This is a genomic window from Pseudomonas sp. MHK4 (genome assembly GCF_054600775.1).
Map to the genome: position 1 here is coordinate 55,297 of NZ_BAAIAK010000001.1, position 18,272 is coordinate 73,568.

15 protein-coding genes and 1 pseudogene are annotated in these 18,272 nt (G+C 61.6%); 10 read left to right on the forward strand and 6 right to left on the reverse strand.

What is annotated here, in order from left to right:
- Positions 1 to 2 precede the first annotated feature (2 nt).
- Together ACYP2Q_RS00300 and ACYP2Q_RS00305 are read left to right on the forward strand one after the other, a co-directional pair.
- Positions 3 to 1,787, forward strand: coding sequence for a GMC family oxidoreductase (locus ACYP2Q_RS00300; RefSeq protein ID WP_459728556.1), 1,785 nt, complete (start codon positions 3 to 5; stop codon positions 1,785 to 1,787).
- Between the two features lie 13 nt (positions 1,788 to 1,800).
- On the forward strand, positions 1,801 to 3,102 hold the full coding sequence (locus ACYP2Q_RS00305; RefSeq protein WP_459728557.1) for a c-type cytochrome: 1,302 nt from the start codon (positions 1,801 to 1,803) through the stop codon (positions 3,100 to 3,102).
- Positions 3,103 to 3,500: 398 nt separating this feature from the next.
- Here ACYP2Q_RS00305 and ACYP2Q_RS00310 read toward each other — a convergent pair whose 3' ends face one another.
- Positions 3,501 to 4,826 (reverse strand): L-fuconate dehydratase, encoded by a 1,326-nt coding sequence (locus ACYP2Q_RS00310; protein ID WP_459728558.1) that lies wholly within the window; start codon positions 4,824 to 4,826, stop codon positions 3,501 to 3,503.
- Positions 4,827 to 4,927: 101 nt separating this feature from the next.
- Here ACYP2Q_RS00310 and ACYP2Q_RS00315 point away from each other — a divergent pair, with 101 nt between their 5' ends.
- The 5 genes from ACYP2Q_RS00315 (at position 4,928) to ACYP2Q_RS00335 (ending at position 11,763) form a co-directional block, all read left to right on the forward strand.
- Positions 4,928 to 5,875: a LysR family transcriptional regulator gene (locus ACYP2Q_RS00315; protein WP_459728559.1), complete on the forward strand. Its 948-nt coding sequence runs from the start codon at positions 4,928 to 4,930 to the stop codon at positions 5,873 to 5,875.
- A 147-nt stretch (positions 5,876 to 6,022) separates the two neighbouring features.
- Entirely contained in the window at positions 6,023 to 7,570 is a 1,548-nt protein-coding gene (locus ACYP2Q_RS00320) for a UxaA family hydrolase (RefSeq protein ID WP_459728560.1), read from the forward strand.
- A gap of 34 nt (positions 7,571 to 7,604) precedes the next feature.
- Complete coding sequence (locus tag ACYP2Q_RS00325; protein ID WP_459728561.1) at positions 7,605 to 9,185, forward strand: aldehyde dehydrogenase (NADP(+)); 1,581 nt, start codon at positions 7,605 to 7,607, stop codon at positions 9,183 to 9,185.
- 16 nt (positions 9,186 to 9,201) lie between these two features.
- On the forward strand, positions 9,202 to 10,257 hold the full coding sequence (locus ACYP2Q_RS00330; RefSeq protein WP_459728562.1) for an Ldh family oxidoreductase: 1,056 nt from the start codon (positions 9,202 to 9,204) through the stop codon (positions 10,255 to 10,257).
- 189 nt (positions 10,258 to 10,446) lie between these two features.
- Complete coding sequence (locus ACYP2Q_RS00335; protein WP_459728563.1) at positions 10,447 to 11,763, forward strand: MFS transporter; 1,317 nt, start codon at positions 10,447 to 10,449, stop codon at positions 11,761 to 11,763.
- 42 nt (positions 11,764 to 11,805) lie between these two features.
- Here the strand turns inward: ACYP2Q_RS00335 and ACYP2Q_RS00340 are convergent, their stop codons facing one another.
- Positions 11,806 to 12,363 carry an ATP-dependent Clp protease proteolytic subunit gene (locus ACYP2Q_RS00340; RefSeq protein WP_046817303.1) on the reverse strand — a complete coding sequence of 186 codons (558 nt, stop codon included), beginning with the start codon at positions 12,361 to 12,363 and terminating at the stop codon, positions 11,806 to 11,808.
- A gap of 253 nt (positions 12,364 to 12,616) precedes the next feature.
- Here ACYP2Q_RS00340 and ACYP2Q_RS00345 point away from each other — a divergent pair, with 253 nt between their 5' ends.
- On the forward strand, positions 12,617 to 12,982 hold the full coding sequence (locus ACYP2Q_RS00345) for a KGG domain-containing protein (protein WP_459728564.1): 366 nt from the start codon (positions 12,617 to 12,619) through the stop codon (positions 12,980 to 12,982).
- Between the two features lie 48 nt (positions 12,983 to 13,030).
- On the opposite strand, the gene ACYP2Q_RS00350 is transcribed toward ACYP2Q_RS00345, so the two are convergent.
- Positions 13,031 to 14,479 carry an L-lactate permease gene (locus tag ACYP2Q_RS00350; RefSeq protein WP_459728565.1) on the reverse strand — a complete coding sequence of 483 codons (1,449 nt, stop codon included), beginning with the start codon at positions 14,477 to 14,479 and terminating at the stop codon, positions 13,031 to 13,033.
- A gap of 131 nt (positions 14,480 to 14,610) precedes the next feature.
- Here ACYP2Q_RS00350 and ACYP2Q_RS00355 point away from each other — a divergent pair, with 131 nt between their 5' ends.
- Positions 14,611 to 15,099 (forward strand): Lrp/AsnC family transcriptional regulator, encoded by a 489-nt coding sequence (locus ACYP2Q_RS00355; protein WP_459728566.1) that lies wholly within the window; start codon positions 14,611 to 14,613, stop codon positions 15,097 to 15,099.
- Between the two features lie 9 nt (positions 15,100 to 15,108).
- Here ACYP2Q_RS00355 and ACYP2Q_RS00360 read toward each other — a convergent pair whose 3' ends face one another.
- The 3 genes and pseudogenes from ACYP2Q_RS00360 to ACYP2Q_RS00370 form a co-directional block, all read right to left on the reverse strand.
- Entirely contained in the window at positions 15,109 to 15,399 is a 291-nt protein-coding gene (locus ACYP2Q_RS00360) for a hypothetical protein (RefSeq protein WP_459728567.1), read from the reverse strand.
- Positions 15,400 to 15,554: 155 nt separating this feature from the next.
- Positions 15,555 to 15,737: pseudogene (locus tag ACYP2Q_RS00365) on the reverse strand (GFA family protein); the annotation flags it as partial.
- 113 nt (positions 15,738 to 15,850) lie between these two features.
- Complete coding sequence (locus ACYP2Q_RS00370; RefSeq protein WP_459728568.1) at positions 15,851 to 16,657, reverse strand: lytic transglycosylase domain-containing protein; 807 nt, start codon at positions 16,655 to 16,657, stop codon at positions 15,851 to 15,853.
- Positions 16,658 to 17,051: 394 nt separating this feature from the next.
- On the opposite strand from ACYP2Q_RS00370, the gene ACYP2Q_RS00375 reads away from it, so the two are divergent.
- Positions 17,052 to 18,182: an alkene reductase gene (locus ACYP2Q_RS00375; RefSeq protein ID WP_459728569.1), complete on the forward strand. Its 1,131-nt coding sequence runs from the start codon at positions 17,052 to 17,054 to the stop codon at positions 18,180 to 18,182.
- The last annotated feature ends 90 nt before the right edge of the window (positions 18,183 to 18,272 follow it).

Here is an 18,272-nt window from a genome sequence, read left to right on the forward strand (position 1 = left end):
AGATGGCGACGGTATTGAAAAAGGTTGATGCGGTCATCGTCGGTTTCGGCTGGACCGGGGCCATCATGGCCAAGGAGCTGACCGAGGCGGGACTGCAGGTGGTGGCATTGGAGCGCGGCCCCATGCAGGACACCTATCCGGATGGAAACTATCCGCAAGTGATCGATGAGCTGACCTACAGCGTGCGCAAGAAGCTGTTCCAGGACATCTCCAAGGAAACGGTCACCATCCGTCATAGCGTCAACGATGTAGCGCTGCCCAATCGGCAGCTTGGCGCGTTCCTGCCAGGTAAAGGCGTCGGTGGTGCGGGCCTGCATTGGTCGGGCGTGCATTTTCGCGTCGACCCCATCGAGTTGAGGATGCGCAGTCACTACGAGGAGCGCTACGGCAAGAATTTCATTCCCAAGGACATGACCATCCAGGACTTTGGCGTCAGCTACGAAGAACTGGAGCCGTACTTCGATTTCGCCGAAAAGGTCTTCGGCACATCGGGCCAGGCCTGGACCGTGAAAGGCCAGTTGGTGGGTGCAGGAAAGGGCGGTAATCCCTACGCGCCAGATCGTTCCAGTGATTTCCCCTTGGCGTCGCAGAAGAACACCTACTCGGCGCAGCTGTTCCAGAAGGCCGCACTCAGTGTCGGCTATAAACCCTACAACCTGCCTTCTGCCAACACGTCGGGGCCCTACACCAATCCCTATGGCGCGCAGATGGGGCCTTGTAATTTCTGCGGCTTCTGCAGCGGTTACGTGTGCTACATGTACTCCAAGGCCTCTCCCAACGTAAATATCCTGCCAGCGCTGCGCCAGGTGCCGAACTTTGAGTTGCGCACCAACGCCCATGTGCTGCGCGTCAATCTCGATAGCAGCAAGCGCAAGGCCACTGGCGTCTCCTACATCGATGCGCAAGGGCGAGAGGTGGAGCAACCGGCGGACCTGGTGATCCTGGGGGCTTTTCAGTTCAACAATGTGCGCCTGATGCTGTTATCCGGCATTGGCAAACCCTATGACCCGAAGACCGGGGAAGGGGTGGTGGGCAAGAACTTTGCCTATCAGAACATGGCCACCATCAAGGCCTTCTTCGACAAGGATACCCACACCAACAACTTTATCGGTGCGGGAGGCAACGGCGTTGCGGTGGATGACTTCAACGCCGACAACTTCGATCACGGCCCCCACGGTTTTGTCGGCGGATCGCCGATGTGGGTCAACCAGGCGGGGAGTCGGCCCATCGCAGGGACATCGAACCCGCCAGGCACGCCGGCCTGGGGCAGCAGCTGGAAGAAGGCGACCGCCGATTACTACACCCATCAGGTATCGATGGACGCGCATGGCGCGCATCAATCCTATCGCGGCAATTACCTTGACCTGGATCCGGTTTACCGCGATGCCTATGGGCTTCCACTCTTGCGCATGACGTTCGACTGGCAGGAAAACGATATCAAGATGAACCGTTTCATGGTCGAAAAAATGAGCAAGATCGCCCAGGCCATGAACCCTAAGACCATTGCCTTGCTCGGCAAGAAAGTCGGTGATCATTTCAATACGGCGTCCTATCAGACGACGCACCTCAACGGCGGCGCAATCATGGGGACCGACCCCAAGACCAGTGCCATCAACCGTTATCTGCAGTGCTGGGACGTGCACAACGTGTTCGTCCCTGGCGCTTCAGCCTTTCCCCAAGGCCTGGGTTACAACCCCACGGGTCTGGTCGCCGCCCTGACGTACTGGTCGGCACGGGCGATTCGCGAACAGTACTTGAAAAACCCCGGCCCGCTGGTCCAGGCATAAGGAGCGACACGTGATGAAAAAAGTATTTGTCGCGGCGTTGATGCTCTGCGCGAACCTCCCGGCATGGGCTGCAGAGTCCACCGATGCCCAAATCAAACAGGGAGAATACCTGGCGCGTGCCGGTGACTGCGTTGCCTGTCATACCGCCAAGGGTGGCAAACCCTTCGCCGGCGGGCTTGGCATGGAGACGCCGATCGGCACGGTGTACTCGACCAACATCACCCCTGATGCCAGTGGCATTGGCGGCTACAGCTTTGATGACTTCGACAAGGCTGTGCGCCATGGGATCGGCAAGAGCGGCAGCAGCTTGTATCCCGCCATGCCATTTCCTTCCTACGCACGTGTCAGCCCGGCCGACATGCAAGCGCTCTACGCGTACTTCATGAAGGGCGTGGAGCCTGTTGAACAGCCAAACAAGGAGACCGATATTCCATGGCCCCTGAGCATGCGTTGGCCACTGTCGATCTGGCGGGAACTGTTCGCCCCAAAAGTCGAAACCCATCAGGAACCAGTGGGTGCAGATCCAGTGGTCAGTCGTGGCGCTTATCTCGTCGAAGGCCTGGGCCATTGCGGTGCCTGCCATACACCGCGTGCAATCACGATGCAGGAAAAGGCCCTGAGTGCCAGTGAGAGCCCGCTATTTTTGTCCGGCAGCGCTCCTCTGGAAGGCTGGATCGCCAAGAATCTTCGTGGTGATCACAAGGATGGACTGGGGAGCTGGAGCGAAGATGATCTGGTGCAATTTCTCCGGACCGGCCGTAGCGACAGAGGTGCTGTCTTCGGTGGTATGAGTGATGTGGTCGAGCACAGCATGCAATACATGACGGAGGCTGATTTGCGGGCCATTTCCCGTTATCTGAAAAGCCTGCCGCCCAACGATCCAGACGACAAGCCCCATCAATATGACCAACAGGTGGCGGATGCTCTATGGCGAGGAGACGACAGCAAACCCGGCGCTTCGGTGTACATAGACAATTGTGCGGCCTGTCATAGAACCGATGGTCACGGTTACGCTCGTGTGTTTCCTGCGTTGGCCGGCAACCCGGTGCTGCAGACTGAGGACGCTACCTCTCTGATCAACATTGTGCTGAAGGGCGGGACATTACCAGCCACTCATGCTGCACCCTCAACCTTCACCATGCCGGATTTTGCGTGGCGATTATCAGACGAGCAAATTGCGGCGGTGGTGACTTTCATCAGGACGAGCTGGGGTAACCAGGGTGCGGCGGTAACGGCGAGCGATGTGAAGCGTCTGCGGGTTGACGGTTCGAAACAGACCACTGGAAATGACTTGGGGTTGTCGAGTAGCAAGTAAGGCACGTCTTGGTTTGAGTACGAAGGGCCCCGAGCGGGGCAATGCTGTTCACTCAATCATGGGTTGTTAAAAACTGGATTGGGGGGATATCCATTGCTGCGGTAACGGCCACTTATGGTTTCGCCCTTACGGCGAGTCCCTTTTTCAAACGCCAAAAAGGAACCAAAAGGCTCTTGCCCCACCACTCGGTGCCGAGCCCTAGCGAGGCACCGAACGTCAGGGGCAAGAGCCCTTGGTTACTTGGGGCTTTTCCAAGTGACTCGCTGTAAGAGCGAAACCATAGGTGGCCGTTACCGCAGGAATGGATATACACCTAATTCAAATATCCACCTGGAGCCCTCCAACCTAAAGTGAACAGCATTACCCGAGAGGGGCCCTTTTTGTTGGGCATCTGAATTTTACGTCCCCGCGTGCGCCTGTATATCGACCCACACCGCGCCACCCGGATACTGATAACGCTCCAGTGTCTCAGCGCTCATTTCAATGCTGTACCCCGGCCGCTGCGGCGGCATGTAGCGGCCGCGGCGAATCACCACCGGGTCGAGGAAGTGTTCGTGCAGGTGGTCGACGTACTCCAGGACCCGGTTGTCCAGCGAAGCCGAGACGGCGATGTAGTCGAACAACGCGATGTTCTGCACGTACTCGCACAAACCGACACCGCCGCCATGGGGGCAGACCGGGATGTCGAATTTGGCCGCCATCAGCAACACGATCAACACCTCATTGAGCCCACCCAGGCGGGCCGCGTCGAGCTGGCAGAAGTCCAGTGCGCCGGCCTGGAACATCTGCTTGAACATCACCCGGTTGTGGCAGTGCTCACCGGTGGCCACGCCGATCGGTGCGATGCGCTGGCGGATGCTGGCATGGCCGAGGATGTCGTCGGGGCTGGTCGGCTCTTCGATCCACAAAGGATCGAATGCCGCCAGGCGGCGCATGTTGGCGACGGACTCGTCGACGCCCCAGACCTGGTTGGCGTCCATCATCAGGCTGCGTTCCCAGCCGATTTCTTCACGCAGGATGGTGGCGCGGCGGATGTCGTCCTCCAGGTTGGCGCCGATTTTCTGCTTGATGTGGGTCCAGCCATCCTCGACCGCCGCGCGCGCCAGTTGGCGCATTTTTTCTTCGCTGTAGCCCAGCCAGCCCGGCGCGGTGGTGTAGCCGGGGTAGCCTTCACCGAGCATTTGCGCCTCGCGTCGGGCTTTGCCCGGCACCTGGCGGCGCAGCAGGGCGATGGCTTCTTCGGGGGTGAGCACGTCGGTGACGTAGCTGAAATCCAGGCAGCGCACCAATTGTTCCGGGGTCATGTCAGCCAGCAACTTCCAGACGGGTTTGCCGTCGCGTCTGGCCCACAGGTCCCAGATCGCGTTGACGATGGCCGCAGTGGCCAGGTGGATCACGCCTTTTTCCGGGCCCAGCCAGCGCAGCTGGCTGTCGCCCACGGTGAAGTTGTGCCAGAAGGCGCCCATGTCGGCGACGATTTCTTCAAGGGTCAGGCCCACCACCAGCGGCGCCAGGGATTGCACGGCCGCGACACAGATTTCGTTGCCACGGCCGATGGTGAAGGTCAGGCCGTGGCCTTCCAGGCGGCCAGGGGCGTCGGTGTGCAGCACGACATAGGCGGCGGAATAGTCCGGCGCGCTGTTCATCGCGTCGGAGCCGTCCAGGGACAGGGAAGTGGGGAAACGGATGTCGCGCACGCTCAGGTGTGTGATTCGAATGCTCATGGCGGATTCTTGTTCTGGGTGACCATAGGGAGGCTCGACTGTAGATCGCTACGTGATACAGGCATAATCGCAATTTCCTAAGTATCGATATCGGATTTGATATGTCTGTCGAGCCAGAAATCACGGCGCCCGAATTGCGCAATTTCGCCGCCCTGAAGATTTCCAGCCGGCAGATCACCTTGCTCAATGCCCTGGGCGAGTTCGGCAACCTGCGCCGGGCGGCCACGGCGATGCACACCTCGCAACCGGCCGCCAGCCTGCTGCTGCAGCAACTGGAGGAGCGACTGGGCGTGCGCCTGTTCGATCGATTGCCGCGCGGCATGCAGCCGACCCTGTATGGCGAGGTGATGATCCGCTACGCCCAGGGCGCGCTGCATGAGTTCGAACATGCCCAGGAGCAGATCGCCGAACTGGCGCGCGGGGCCACGGGGCTGGTGCGGGTCGGCAGTGTGATGGGGCCGGTGCCGACGCTGCTGACCAAGGCGGTGCTGGCGTACAAGCGCGATCACCCCAAAGTGCGGATCTGCATTGAGGTCGGCACCAGCGATACCTTATTGCCGGCCTTGCTGCGCGGCGATTTCGATGTGGTGTTGGGGCGAGTGCCGGATCAGAGCGACAGCCAGGGCCTGGACATCGAACTGTTCGACAGTGGCGAGCAAATGCGCGTGGTGGCCCGTGCCGGCCACCCCCTGGCGGGTGCTGCGCCCTTGCAGTTGGCCGACCTGATCACCCAGACCTGGATCCTGCACCCCATGGGCAGCCCCATGCGCCGCCGGGTGGAAAGTGCCCTGCAGGCGGGCGGCATGGTGCAGGCGCTGGATATCGTGGAAACCGCCTCGATTCTGGCCACCACGGCGATGCTCGAAGCGTCGGACATGATCGCGGTGGTGCCCAGCGACGTGGCCGAGCATTACGCGCGCTACGGCATGGTCTCTGTCCTGGCGGTGGAACTGCCGATCTCCATGGTCAATATTGGCCTGCTGACTTTGGGGTCCCGTCCCAAATCGGTGGCGCTCACGACACTGCTCGACTATTTCAGGGCGCATTAGGGCGTAGTGATAACGTTTGGTTATCAGTTGATCGGATCATCTCATTGGGAATCCAGGGGCTGGATCCTTACAGTTGGCGCAGATTCACCCTCCACAGAAGGGGTGACGCCATAACAAGAAGTCGGCCGCTATACCCTGAGAGGTCCCATGCAACTGATAGCCAGTACACGGACCGGCGACCCTGCCGTGATTCGCCTCAACCCCTTGGACAACGTAGTGATCGCCCGGCAGGTACTGCCTGAAGGCCTGAGCCTGGAAGCCGAAGGCGTCACCGTGCGCCAGTCGATTCCCTCTGGCCATAAAGTCGCCACCCAGCGCGTGGAGCAGGGCCAGCCCCTGCGTCGCTACGGGCAGATCATCGGGTTTGCGTCTCAGGCCATCGAGGCTGGCGACCACGTGCACGTGCACAACGTGGAGATGGGCGACTTTGCCCGGGACTATGCCTTCGGCGTCGATGCCCACGCAACGCCAGCCACCGAAGCGGTGTTCCAGGGCATCGTGCGGGCCGATGGCCGTGTGGCGACGCGCAACTATGTCGGCATCCTCACTTCGGTCAATTGTTCGGCGACCGTGGCCCGGGCCGTGGCCGATTACTTTCGCCGGGACATCCACCCCGAAGCACTGGCCGGTTTCCCCAACATCGACGGCGTCGTGGCGCTGACCCACGGCGCCGGTTGTGCAGTAGACCCCAGCGGCGAAGCCCTGGGACTGTTGCGCCGCACGCTCGGTGGCTACGCCGTTCACCCCAACTTTGCCGCAGTGCTGATCATCGGCCTGGGCTGTGAAACCAACCAGATCGAGAGCCTGCTGCAGACTCAGGGTCTCGCGGCCAGTGACCAGTTGCGCGCCTTCACCATCCAGGGCATAGGCGGCACCTCGAAAACCATCGCCAGTGGCATCGAGCAGGTCAAGGCCTTGCTGACCAAGGCCAACCAGGTGCAACGCGAACCGGTCAGCGCGCGCCACCTGATCGTCGGCCTGCAGTGCGGTGGCTCGGATGGTTACTCGGGCATCACGGCCAACCCGGCGTTGGGCAATGCCGTCGATCGCCTGGTGGCGGCCGGTGGCACTGCGATCCTGTCCGAGACCCCGGAGATCTACGGTGCCGAGCATTTGCTGACGCGCCGCGCCGTGAGCCGTGAAGTGGGGGAAAAACTCATCGCGCGCATCCACTGGTGGGAAGACTACTGCCGGCGCATGAACGCCGAACTGAACAACAATCCTTCGGCCGGCAACAAGGCCGGGGGCCTGACCACCATCCTCGAGAAATCCCTGGGCGCGGTGGCCAAGGCCGGCTCCAGCAACCTGGTGGATGTCTACCAGTATGCCGAAGCGGTCCGCGCCAAGGGCCTGGTGTTCATGGACACCCCGGGCTACGACCCGGTCTCGGCCACCGGGCAGGTCGCCGGCGGCGCCAACCTGATCGCCTTCACCACCGGCCGTGGCTCGGCCTACGGCTGCGCGCCAGCGCCTTCGATCAAGCTGGCGACCAACAACCGGGTGTTCGAGCACCAGGAAGAAGACATGGATGTGAACTGCGGCGGCATCGCCGACGGTTCCACCAGCATTGAAGAACGCGGCGCCTACATCTTCGCGCAGATGCTGCGAATCGCTTCCGGCGAACGCAGCAAGAGCGAACAACACGGTTATGGGCAGAACGAATTCGTGCCCTGGCAGATCGGCGCCGTGACCTGACTGACAGCCCCGCAACTTTCACAAGGCGAACACCATGCAATTTTCCGGATACAACTTCATTGCCGGCCAGCGCAGTGCCCTGGGCGACACCCTGGTCTACAGCCTCGACGCCCACACCGGCGAGCGCCTGCCAGGCGCTTTCCATCAGGCCACCCTGGCGGAAGTCGATGCCGCGGTGGCGGCGGCGAGCGCGGCGTTTGCGACCTTTCGCACCCTGTCGGCGGCTCGTCGCGCCGAATTCCTTGAGGCCATCGCCTTTGAGCTCGACGCCCTGGGTGAGGATTTCATCGCCTTGACCTGTCAGGAGACGGCGCTGCCGAGCGCTCGTATCCAGGGTGAGCGCGGGCGTACCAGTGGCCAGATGCGCCTGTTTGCCCAGGTGCTGCGCCGCGGTGACTTTTACGGAGCGCGCATCGACCAGGCGCTACCGGCACGCACCCCAATGCCACGCCCGGACCTGCGTCAGTACCGCATTGGCGTCGGCCCGGTGGCGGTGTTCGGTGCCAGTAACTTCCCCCTGGCGTTCTCCACGGCCGGTGGCGATACCGCCGCCGCCCTGGCCGCCGGTTGCCCGGTGGTGTTCAAGGCCCATAGCGGGCACATGGCGACCGCCGAGCGGGTGGCCGAGGCGCTGATTCGGGCGGCCGAGCGCACGGGCATGCCGGCTGGCGTGTTCAACATGATCTTTGGTGCCGGCGTCGGCGAGGCGTTGGTCAAGCACCCCGGCATTCAGGCGGTGGGCTTTACCGGCTCGCTCAAGGGCGGCCGTGCCCTGTGCGACATGGCGGCCGCCAGGCCGCAACCGATCCCGGTGTTCGCCGAGATGTCGAGCATCAATCCGGTGCTTGTCCTGCCCCAGGCCTTGGCCCACCGCAGCGCGGCAATGGCCCGGGAGCTGACCGCCTCGGTGGTGCAGGGCTGTGGCCAGTTCTGCACCAACCCCGGGCTGGTGCTGGGTATTCGCTCGCCGGCGTTCAGCGCCTTCATCGAACAACTGTCCGGGCACATGGGCGAACAGGCGCCGCAGACCATGCTCAATCCTGGCACCCTGAACAGTTACGGCAAAGGCTTGCAGGCGTTGCAGGCGCATTCGGGCATCAAGCATTTGAGCGGCCTGGCGCAAGCGGGCAACCAGGCGCAGCCACAACTGTTCGAGGCCGATATCAGCCTGCTGCTGGAACAGGACGAATTGCTCCAGGAAGAGGTGTTCGGCCCTTGCACGGTGGTGGTCCAGGCCGCGGACAAGGCTGAGTTGTTGCGCGCCGTCGGTGCCTTGCGCGGCCAGCTCACGGCCACGCTGCTAGCCGAGAACGAAGACCTGGATGCCTATGGTGAACTGTTCGGCGCGCTGGAAGTGAAGGTCGGCCGGGTGTTGCTCAACGGTTACCCGACCGGCGTCGAGGTGTGCGATGCGATGGTCCACGGCGGGCCTTACCCGGCCACGTCCGATGCCCGTGGCACCTCGGTCGGCACCCTGGCGATCGATCGATTCCTGCGCCCGGTGTGCTACCAGAACGTGCCCGACGCGTTGCTGCCCGATGCCTTGAAGAATGCCAACCCGTTGGGTCTGCAACGGCTGGTCGATGGCAAGCCCACCACCGCGGCGCTCAATTGATCAGGGAACAGCATCTATGACTGAAGCCAAACGCTACGCCGCGCCAACGCTGACCGCGTTTGTCGAGCAACTGTTTGAAAAAGCCGGGGCCGATGCCGAGGTCGCCCAGGTGGTGACGCGGGTGCTGCTCGAAGGCGAACTGCTGGGCCATCGCACCCACGGCCTCAACCTGGTCAGCCGCTATATCGGCGGCATGCTCAGCGGCCAGGTCAAGGCCAGGGCCGAGAACCTCGAACAGGTGTCCGACAGCGGTATTTCCAGCCTGTTCGATGGCCACTACGTACTCGGTCCTTATTGTGTCAGCCGTGCCCTGGACAGCGCGGCCAAGGGCGCCACAGCGCAGGGCATCGGTATCGCCGTGGTGCGCCGTGCCGCGCACATCGGTTGCCTGGCCGCTTACTTGAAACCCTTCACCGACCGTGGCCTTATCGCCATGGTCTACTCCTCGGACCCGTCCGTCGGGGTGGTGTGCGCCCATGGCGGCATCGACCCGATCTACACCCCGAACCCGATCGCCGCCGGCATCCCGACCCGGGGCGCACCGATCCTGCTGGATGTCAGCATGTCCACCGTGACCCTGGCCCTGGTCGGTCAATGCCGCGACGCCGGCAGCAACCTGCCGCACCCGGTGCTGATGAGCAACGCGGGCCAGGTGAGCGACGCGCCGGGTGATTTTTTCAGCACCCCGCCGGGCAGCATCCTGCCCTTGGGCGGCCAGGCCTTCGGGCACAAGGGCTTTGCCCTGGCGATCCTGGTCGAGGCCCTGACCTCGGGCCTGGCCGGTCACGGGCGCAAGGACAGTCCGGAGCAGTGGGGCGCCTCGGCCACGACGGTGGTGATCGATCCGCGCTTCTTCGGTGGGCTGGAGGCCTTCACCGACGAAACCTCGTTCCTGAGCAAGTTGATCCTGGGCAGTCGTGCGGTCGATCCCGAGCACCCGGTGCGCCTGCCGGGCCAGGCGGGCCTGAAACTGCGCGAGCAGGCCTTGGACGAAGGCCTGAGCTTGTCGCACAAAGTGGTCGACGACCTCAACCAGATGGCCGCGCAGTTGCAACTGCCAGCCCTTACCTGATCCCTTGTAGGAGCGAGCTTGCTCGCGAAGATCGTTAACGATGACGCGTGCTTTCTGAATAAACGCGTCGTGCTCAAGTTTTTCGCGAGCAAGCTCGCTCCTACAAAAAAAGACAACAAGAGTGCATCACCGGTGGATGGATCGCCCCGGCATTGCAACCGCTGCAATAACAATAATAAAGGCCATCAGATGAACCCACTGAAGAAGTATCAAAGCATCACCGTTGTCTTCCTGCTCTTGATCGGCATGGTCAACTACCTGGACCGTAGTGCGCTGTCGATCGCCAACACCTCGATCCAGAAGGACATGATGATCAGCCCCTCGCAAATGGGCATCCTGTTGTCGGCCTTCTCCATCGCCTACGCGTTTGCGCAGTTGCCGATGGGCCTGATCATCGACCGGCTGGGCAGCAAGATCGCCCTGGGCGCCTCGCTACTGGCGTGGTCGGTGGCGCAGTCGACCTTCGGCATGGTCAACAGCTTTGCCGGCTTCATGGGCCTGCGCGTGTTGCTGGGGATTGGCGAGGCACCGATGTTCCCTTCGGCGGCCAAGGCCCTGTCCGAATGGTTCGATGCCAATGAGCGCGGGACCCCGACCGGGATCGTCTGGTCGTCGACCTGCCTCGGGCCATGCCTGGCACCGCCGTTGCTGACGCTGTTCATGGTCAACTTCGGCTGGCGCGGCATGTTCATCATCACCGGTGCGATCGGTATCGTCCTGGCGTTGTGCTGGTTGACCTTCTACAAGAGCAAGGCGCAGTACCTGGCCGAGCTGGCGGCTGAAGGCAAGCCGCTGCCCTGCGAGAAACAGCCGCGTGTGCAGGCCGCCGAGGCGCAGGCGCCGAAGGTGTCCTACTTCGCCGGCTGGCTCGACCTGTTCAAGCACCGCAGCACCTGGGGCGCAGTCCTGGGCTTCATGGGCGTGATCTACATGCTGTGGCTGCACCTGACCTGGCTGCCCGGCTACTTCGAGCGCGAGCATGGCATGAACCTGTACAAGACCGCGTGGCTGGTGTCGCTGGCCTATGGTTTTGGCGCGGTCGGCACCATCGTTGCCGGGCGCTTCTGCGACATGCTGGTGCGCCGTGGCATGAGCATCCTGGCCAGCCGCAAGTTCGGTGTGATCACCGGCCTGGTGCTCGCCGCGCTGTTCACCTTGCCGCTGTCGTTTGTCAGCGGCCTGACCGGTTGCATCATCCTGCTGTGCCTGGCGCTGTTCAGCATCAACATGGCCAGCGCCACCGCCTGGATGATCGTCAACACCATCGTCGACAGCCGCCGTGTAGCCTCGTTCGGTTCGATCCAGAACTTCGGCGGCTACATCGCAGGTTCCGTCGCGCCAATCGTTACCGGCTTCAGCATCCAGTACTCGGGGTCGTTCAACACGGCGTTCATGATCAGCGCGGTGGTGGCGCTGTGCTCGGCCCTGGCGTACTTCCTGCTGCTCAACGCACCGATTGGCAGTGCAGAGCCAGTTGCGGAGCACATGGCAGCGGTGACTGAATAAGAGGGGGCAGGGGCACGGGCGATGAAGCCATCATCGCCCGGGTCATCCACCACTGACTTTCCAGTGTTTGACGTCATCGGCGAACATCATTTGCTTCATCTCATGGGCAATGCCGTAGGCCAGGGATTCGTGCGCGGCGATGACTTTTTCTTCCGCTGAAAGGCAATGGAAAATATCGAGCTTGGTCTCGGCGTCAGCGGTTTCGAGGGTGAAGATCTGCACGTAGCGGGCGAGGTCGTTGTCCAGGCTCGACAGGTATTCACGCAGGCGCTGGTGGTCGACCGATTTTTGGCTGAAGTACCAGTTCATCGGGTGAATCAGGAAGCGTGAATGGGGCGAGGTGATACGCCGGCCGGCGGCCAGGAACATGATGATGCCCATGGATTCGATGTTGCCCGCGTTGATTGCGCAGAGCGGTACCGGCAGTGATTTCAGGAAGGTGTAGAGGGTGAAGCCGAAATTGGTGCTACCCCCGCTCGTGGACAGGTTCAGGAGCAGCGAGGTGGCGCCCTGGTCGATGGCTTCGAGGCAACAGTCGCGGAAGCGCTCGGTGGTGCCCTGGTCGATCTGGCAGTGAAAATGCACGATGTGTTCAGTCATCGATTGACCACCTGGTTGTGAGGCGTGGAGGACACATCAAGTCTAGTAAAAATCGAGTGATTGATCTGGAAACCTTCTTGGAAGCCCACTCCATCAGGCTCCCGCCGTCCATCGTTTGTGCCCGTTTTTTATGGAACCAAACGCCCGGATCCACTCGTCGCAAGCACTGTAATTGCTTTCAAACTTTCTGTTTTACCCGTCCTCCGACGTATACGAGCCCACGCTCGTACCAACGATGCAGAGGTGAATAGAAATGGCCAATACAGGAAATAAAAATCCCGGCAATCTTTCCACTGATCGGGACAAGGCGGCTGATGCCGGCAAAAAAGGCGGTCAGGCTTCCGGCGGACAAGCATCGCGTGACAGCGATCGTATGGCTGGAGGCGGGCAGGGAACCAACCGCGGAGGCGAATGGGCCGACGACAAGGAAAACATGAACAAACCAGGCCAAAAAGGTGGCCAGGCTTCAGGTGGACAACAGTCCAACAAGGCTGATCAATCATCCACCGGCGGACAAGGCAGCGGACGCGGCAGCAATACTGCAGATGACCAGGACAAGTCCACTGGAATGGGACGCAAGGACGATGACATGAGTGGAGGCGGGGGACGCAAGTCCTGATACCGTCTGACCATCAAGCCCCGAGTCCTCGGGGCTTGATTCGTTATGCTAGCCAAACCACCCGCTGAGCAACCCCGCGCCCAATGCGACCAACGCCGTATTCAGACACACCAGCCCGAAGCCGAACCGTACCAGTTCGCCTTCTTCCCGGGCCTCGGTTTTTGCCAGCCCCAGAATCAGCATCACGATCGACAGCGAACCCAGCGCCGCATGCCCGGCCGCGCTGTTCTGCACCGCTGCCAGCAACAGGCGCGAATACTCGGGCAGCATCGCGATGGCCGGCATGAAGATCGCGTTGCCGCCGACATTCGACCCGGTCATGTAGCCCGACAGCGCGCCCAGCATGGCCACCAGCGACGTCGCAGCAGTGGGCGACAGGCCCGCCAGCAGTTGCATCAGCCCCGCCAGGAAGCCGGCCTTCACCATCATCTGCGACATCGCGAGAAAGAAGAAGATGGTCAACAATGGCCGCTTAACGCGTGCAGCGAGCGCAGCAGGCAGCCCGGTCTGGCGTTGTGCATTGCGTGTATGAAACGCCAGCCCGATCAGCACCAGCATCAATGCCACACCTGGTGAGGCGAGGGGTTTCCAGGAGACCTGGCTGCCCTGGACGATCCAGCTGTCCTGCCAGGCGGTGATGCTCCAGAGCAGTTTCAAGCCGACGATGTAGACAATCAGCAACAGGTACGGCCAGGCCTGGCGTGGCCAGCGCACCGGACCGCGCTCGCTGTCGCCGCGACGCAGGCGCCACAGCCCGCCAGCGAGTACCGCAGCGGAAGTCACCAGGCCCGCGGCAACACCGGCCACCTCCGGCCCCCACCAGCGGCTGGCACTGTAAAGCACCGCCACGAATAGCAGCCAGAAAATACCAAGCGATCGCCATGCCCGCTGTTCGCGAACCCCTGCCAGGTACAGCGCCAGCGCGCTGAGGCCAAAGAAAACCGGAGCACTGGTCAGGGAAGAGGTCGCAGCCAGCGCGGTCGCGTCCAGATGAGCCAGGGAAGCGCCAATGACCGAGGCCAGCCCCAGCGTTCCCCACGGCATGATCGCCATGCCGGTCAGCGCTATTCGCAGCGCGACCCGGCGTTCGAAAAGGCTGAGCAGCAAGGGCACCGTGGCTATCAATGACACGCCAAACCCGGTCATCGCTTCCAGCAACGGCGCCAGCCCGAGCACGATGAACACGACCTGATCGCCGCGCCCCAGGCCCAGCGAGCGCACCCATTGGCTCAGCGCCAGGTTGACCCCCAGGCGCTCGATGAAAATCACGAAGGCCAGCCCCGGCACGATCACGAACGCGGTGCTTGCAAACAGCACGGCGGTATCTTGAGCGGCGGCCAGCAGGCTGTCCGGGCGCCACGCATCGACAGCACCGGCCAGCCAGAGCACCACGACCAGCAGGGTGCCGGCCATCGCGGCGTGAACGGGCGGCCGCCGCAGCACCACGAGCATGGCCGTCACCAACAGCACAGGGGAAAGATGAAACAGAGCGAGCATGCCAAACGTTCCTTGTGTGAGTCCGCAACCAGGCTGCCCATGCAGACTGCCAGCAAGATAATATTTCTCGCTGCTAGATAAAGGGGCGCTGTTTTCTGCTAGTTTTCGAGAAAATTTCTCGCAGGCTCACCATGGCAAAACTCGACGTTGCATCTGAATCACTGGACAAATTCGACCGTGCCATCCTCGACCTGGTCCAGCGCGACAACACCACACCGCTGCGCGTGATGGCCGAGCAGGTCAATCTCTCCACGGCCGCTGTTCAGCGCCGCATCAAGCGGATGGAGGAGAGGGGCGTGATCACGGGCAACGTTGCCATCGTCGACCCCACGGCGGTAGGACGGCCGATCACCATCATCGTGGAAGTAATGACCGAGCGCACCAGCATCGAGGCGCTGGAGGCGATGAAGGCGCACTTCGCCGTGCCCGAAGTCCAGCAGTGCTACTACGTCACCGGCGAAGTGGATTTCGTCCTGGTGCTGACCGTCGCCAGCATGCAGGAATACCAGGCCCTGGCGCGGCGATTGTTTGCCGAAAATCCCAACGTGACCTGGTTCAAGACCATCGTGGCGCTGGATCGGGTGAAGGTCGGGATGGAAGTACCGAGTGTGCCTGGGTAACCCTCGGCGTTATGTTATCTGCACAATGACCGGACCTTCCGTTACGATCGGCGGCTGCGCGTGGATATCCGATGCATTTTTCTGGACCCACTCCCGTGCCACTTTCAAGCTCGCGTCGCTGCCGGCCTTGTCCGTGCAAACAGTCACCGCCGTACCACCATCACCGGTATTGAGCAGCGTGTAGCTGACCAGGCCAGGCACTGTCCGCAGGGCGGCTTCGACGTCGGTCCTGCGCTCTTCCAATCGCTCGAAAAGCTGCTTTGCTCCAGCACCCAGGTAGGTTCTTATAACCGCATACATGGTGGTCTCCTTTGGGAGCTCTGTCTTGATGCCTATGAAGATCCGCTGATGGCCGCTCTCACCCAGGTTTCAATTCACCTCGGTTCATTAAGCTTAGCCACAGGCCGGCGACAAGAGAAATGCAACGACCACCGGGCGCTTTTAGCCGATTGCGGTCAATCGATCCGAGGCGATGAGCTGGCTTGCGTATACCAGTGAACTCTGGAGGCGACATAAACGTGTTTTTGCTCCTGAGGCGTGAAGGGGGTGTCGAGTGTGCCCAGTGCTATCGAAACCCAATCGGAAAATTCACCTTGAGAACGTGACCAGAACAAAGTCGAACCACACTGCGCGCAGAACGTCCCTGTCGCTGGAAAAGACGCCAGCTTAGCCACCTTGATCTGATCAACAAAGCGCTCTTGCAGCCATTCGACAAAAGCTTGCACCTGCGGCGCCAACCGCCCCAACGGTACTAGCGTTGGTTGCGATAGCGTTCGGTCAAGGATTGCACGAGGGTGACGTAGGTTTGCGTCTCGGCGTAGGGCGGCACCCCGTTGTACTCGTCCACGGACGCTTCGCCGGCGTTGTAACCTGCCAACGCCAGCACCTGGTTGCCGTTGAAGCGCTTGAGCAGCCAGGCCAGGTAGCGCACGCCGCCACGAATGTTCTGTCGTGCGTCGAACGGATTGTCCACGGCGAAGCGCTCGGCGGTGGCGGGCATCAACTGCATCAGCCCCTGGGCGCCGGCTTCGGAAATGGCATTGGGGCGAAACGCCGATTCGGCATGTATCACTGCGCGGACCAGCGCCCGGTCGACACCATACTGACCCGAAGCGGCTTCGATCTCCCGTTGATAGGAATGGGTGTCCAGGCGCAGTGAGGCGACCTTGAAATCCTTCGGCGCCATGCACAGATAGCAGCCCTTGATGTAATAGAGCTCAAGGACATCGACCCGTGCGGCGATCCCGACAGGGCGCCGGCTCACATACTGACGAACACCCTTGTGGATGAAGGTGAACACCCGAATCCGCACCGCGCCTGAGTCGTCGTCCTGCACAAGACGTGGCAGGGCCATTGCCTTGGTGCCGACACTGGCGCCCACCGTACCATCGAGGCGAGTGCAGCGGGCGCTGGCGATCGCCTGGCTGGTGTAGCTGATGGCGCCGTCCCTGGCTTGGCATTTGAACATGGCGCTGGCGTGCAGAGGCACGACCAGCAAGGCCAACTCGATGCAGCCAAGAAGGCTCTTGCGAGCCCATTGCCATGCTCTGGAACTCATCACATCGCTCCGCGCCGCAGGCGCCGATCAGACCTGGAGCGCCTGGCCCGGGCGCTGCCTTTGGAGGGCCTGTTCTGGGTGACCCGCCTGTTGTTCTGTTAGTTATACCCCCTGCAACCGGCCTTGGAACTTGCGTTGACGTACGGGCAGGCGCACGGAGCTCGGGCTATGAGCGGACCGCAGGATTCGGGTGCTGAGCAACCAACCCTGAATGCGTTGCTAAAAAAGCAAAAGTCATTTGCGATTCGAGTGGATTGTTGCAGCAGCATTGCGAAGTTAGCATCGATCCATCGCTGCAACTCATCAGACTTTTGGCGTGAGCTCAAGACAGTCAGCATTGTCTGCCTGTCACTCAGCTGATCGTCCTCTCACTCGATCAACTATGGAAACTCCAATGTCGAAACTCTTCGAAGCAGTGCGCTTGGGCGACACCACGCTCAAAAATCGTATCGTCATGGCACCTTTGACCCGCTCTCGGGCGCCCAATGATGCCGCCGATGAGCGAGTGGCGTTGTACTACGCACAGCGCGCCACCGCAGGCTTGATCGTCAGCGAGGGCACGCCGATATCCCGTGAAGGCCAAGGCTACCTCTTCAATCCCGGCATCTACACCCCCGAGCAAATCGCTGGATGGCGCCTCACCACCGACTCGGTGCATGCCGTGGGTGGCAAGATGTTTGCGCAAATCTGGCACGTGGGTCGTGTTTCGCATCCGTCGATCCAGGAGGGCGGGAAACTGCCGGTGAGCGCCACGTCCAAGCAAGCGGTGGGCGCGACAGCGTTCGGCTACGACGCTGACGGCAAGCCGGCGTTGGTAGCGCCACCGGCGCCGCGCCAGCTGACAACGGCCGAGGTGTCGCGGATTGTCGGCGAGTTCGCCCAGGCGGCGGACAATGCGATCGCGGCAGGTTTTGATGGCGTGGAAATTCATGGTGCCAATGGCTATCTGTTCGAGCAGTTCATGAATCCGCTGGTCAATGATCGAACCGATCAGTACTCGGCTGATCAGTTGGAAAATCGTCTGCGCTTCACCCTGGAAGTCATCGACGCCGTGGTAGCGCGGATCGGCGCTGGCCGCGTGGGCATCCGCATTTCGCCCTATGGTCAACTGTTCGATATGCCGTTGTATGAGCAGATCGATGAAACCTATACCGCACTTGCTACAGAGATTGGCGCTCGGCAATTGGCCTATGTTCATGTCATGGACCAGTCCGGATTCCCTGCCCCGGGTACCGAAGGTGGCGGTGGCGGCCCGAAAGCGACCTTTATCAATTTGCTGTCGACCATCAAATCAAAATTGCCCGAGACTGCGCTCATTCTGGCGGGCGGCATGTCGCGCCAACGCGCGCAAGACCTCATCAATGACGGCATCATCGACCTTGCCGCATTTGGCACGGCTTACATCAGCAACCCTGATCTGGTGGCGCGCCTGCAGAACAACTGGCCTCTGACCGAAGCCAAGCGCGAAACCTTCTACGGCGGCGGGGCCGAAGGTTATGTCGACTACGCGCCCCATCGAGGGTAAGCAGTCGCGACTTTCCTGAAGTGTTGGCAGCCGTCACCGGTATCCGGTGCGGCTGCTTTTTCATGCCTGATGCAAATAGACGCGAGAGGA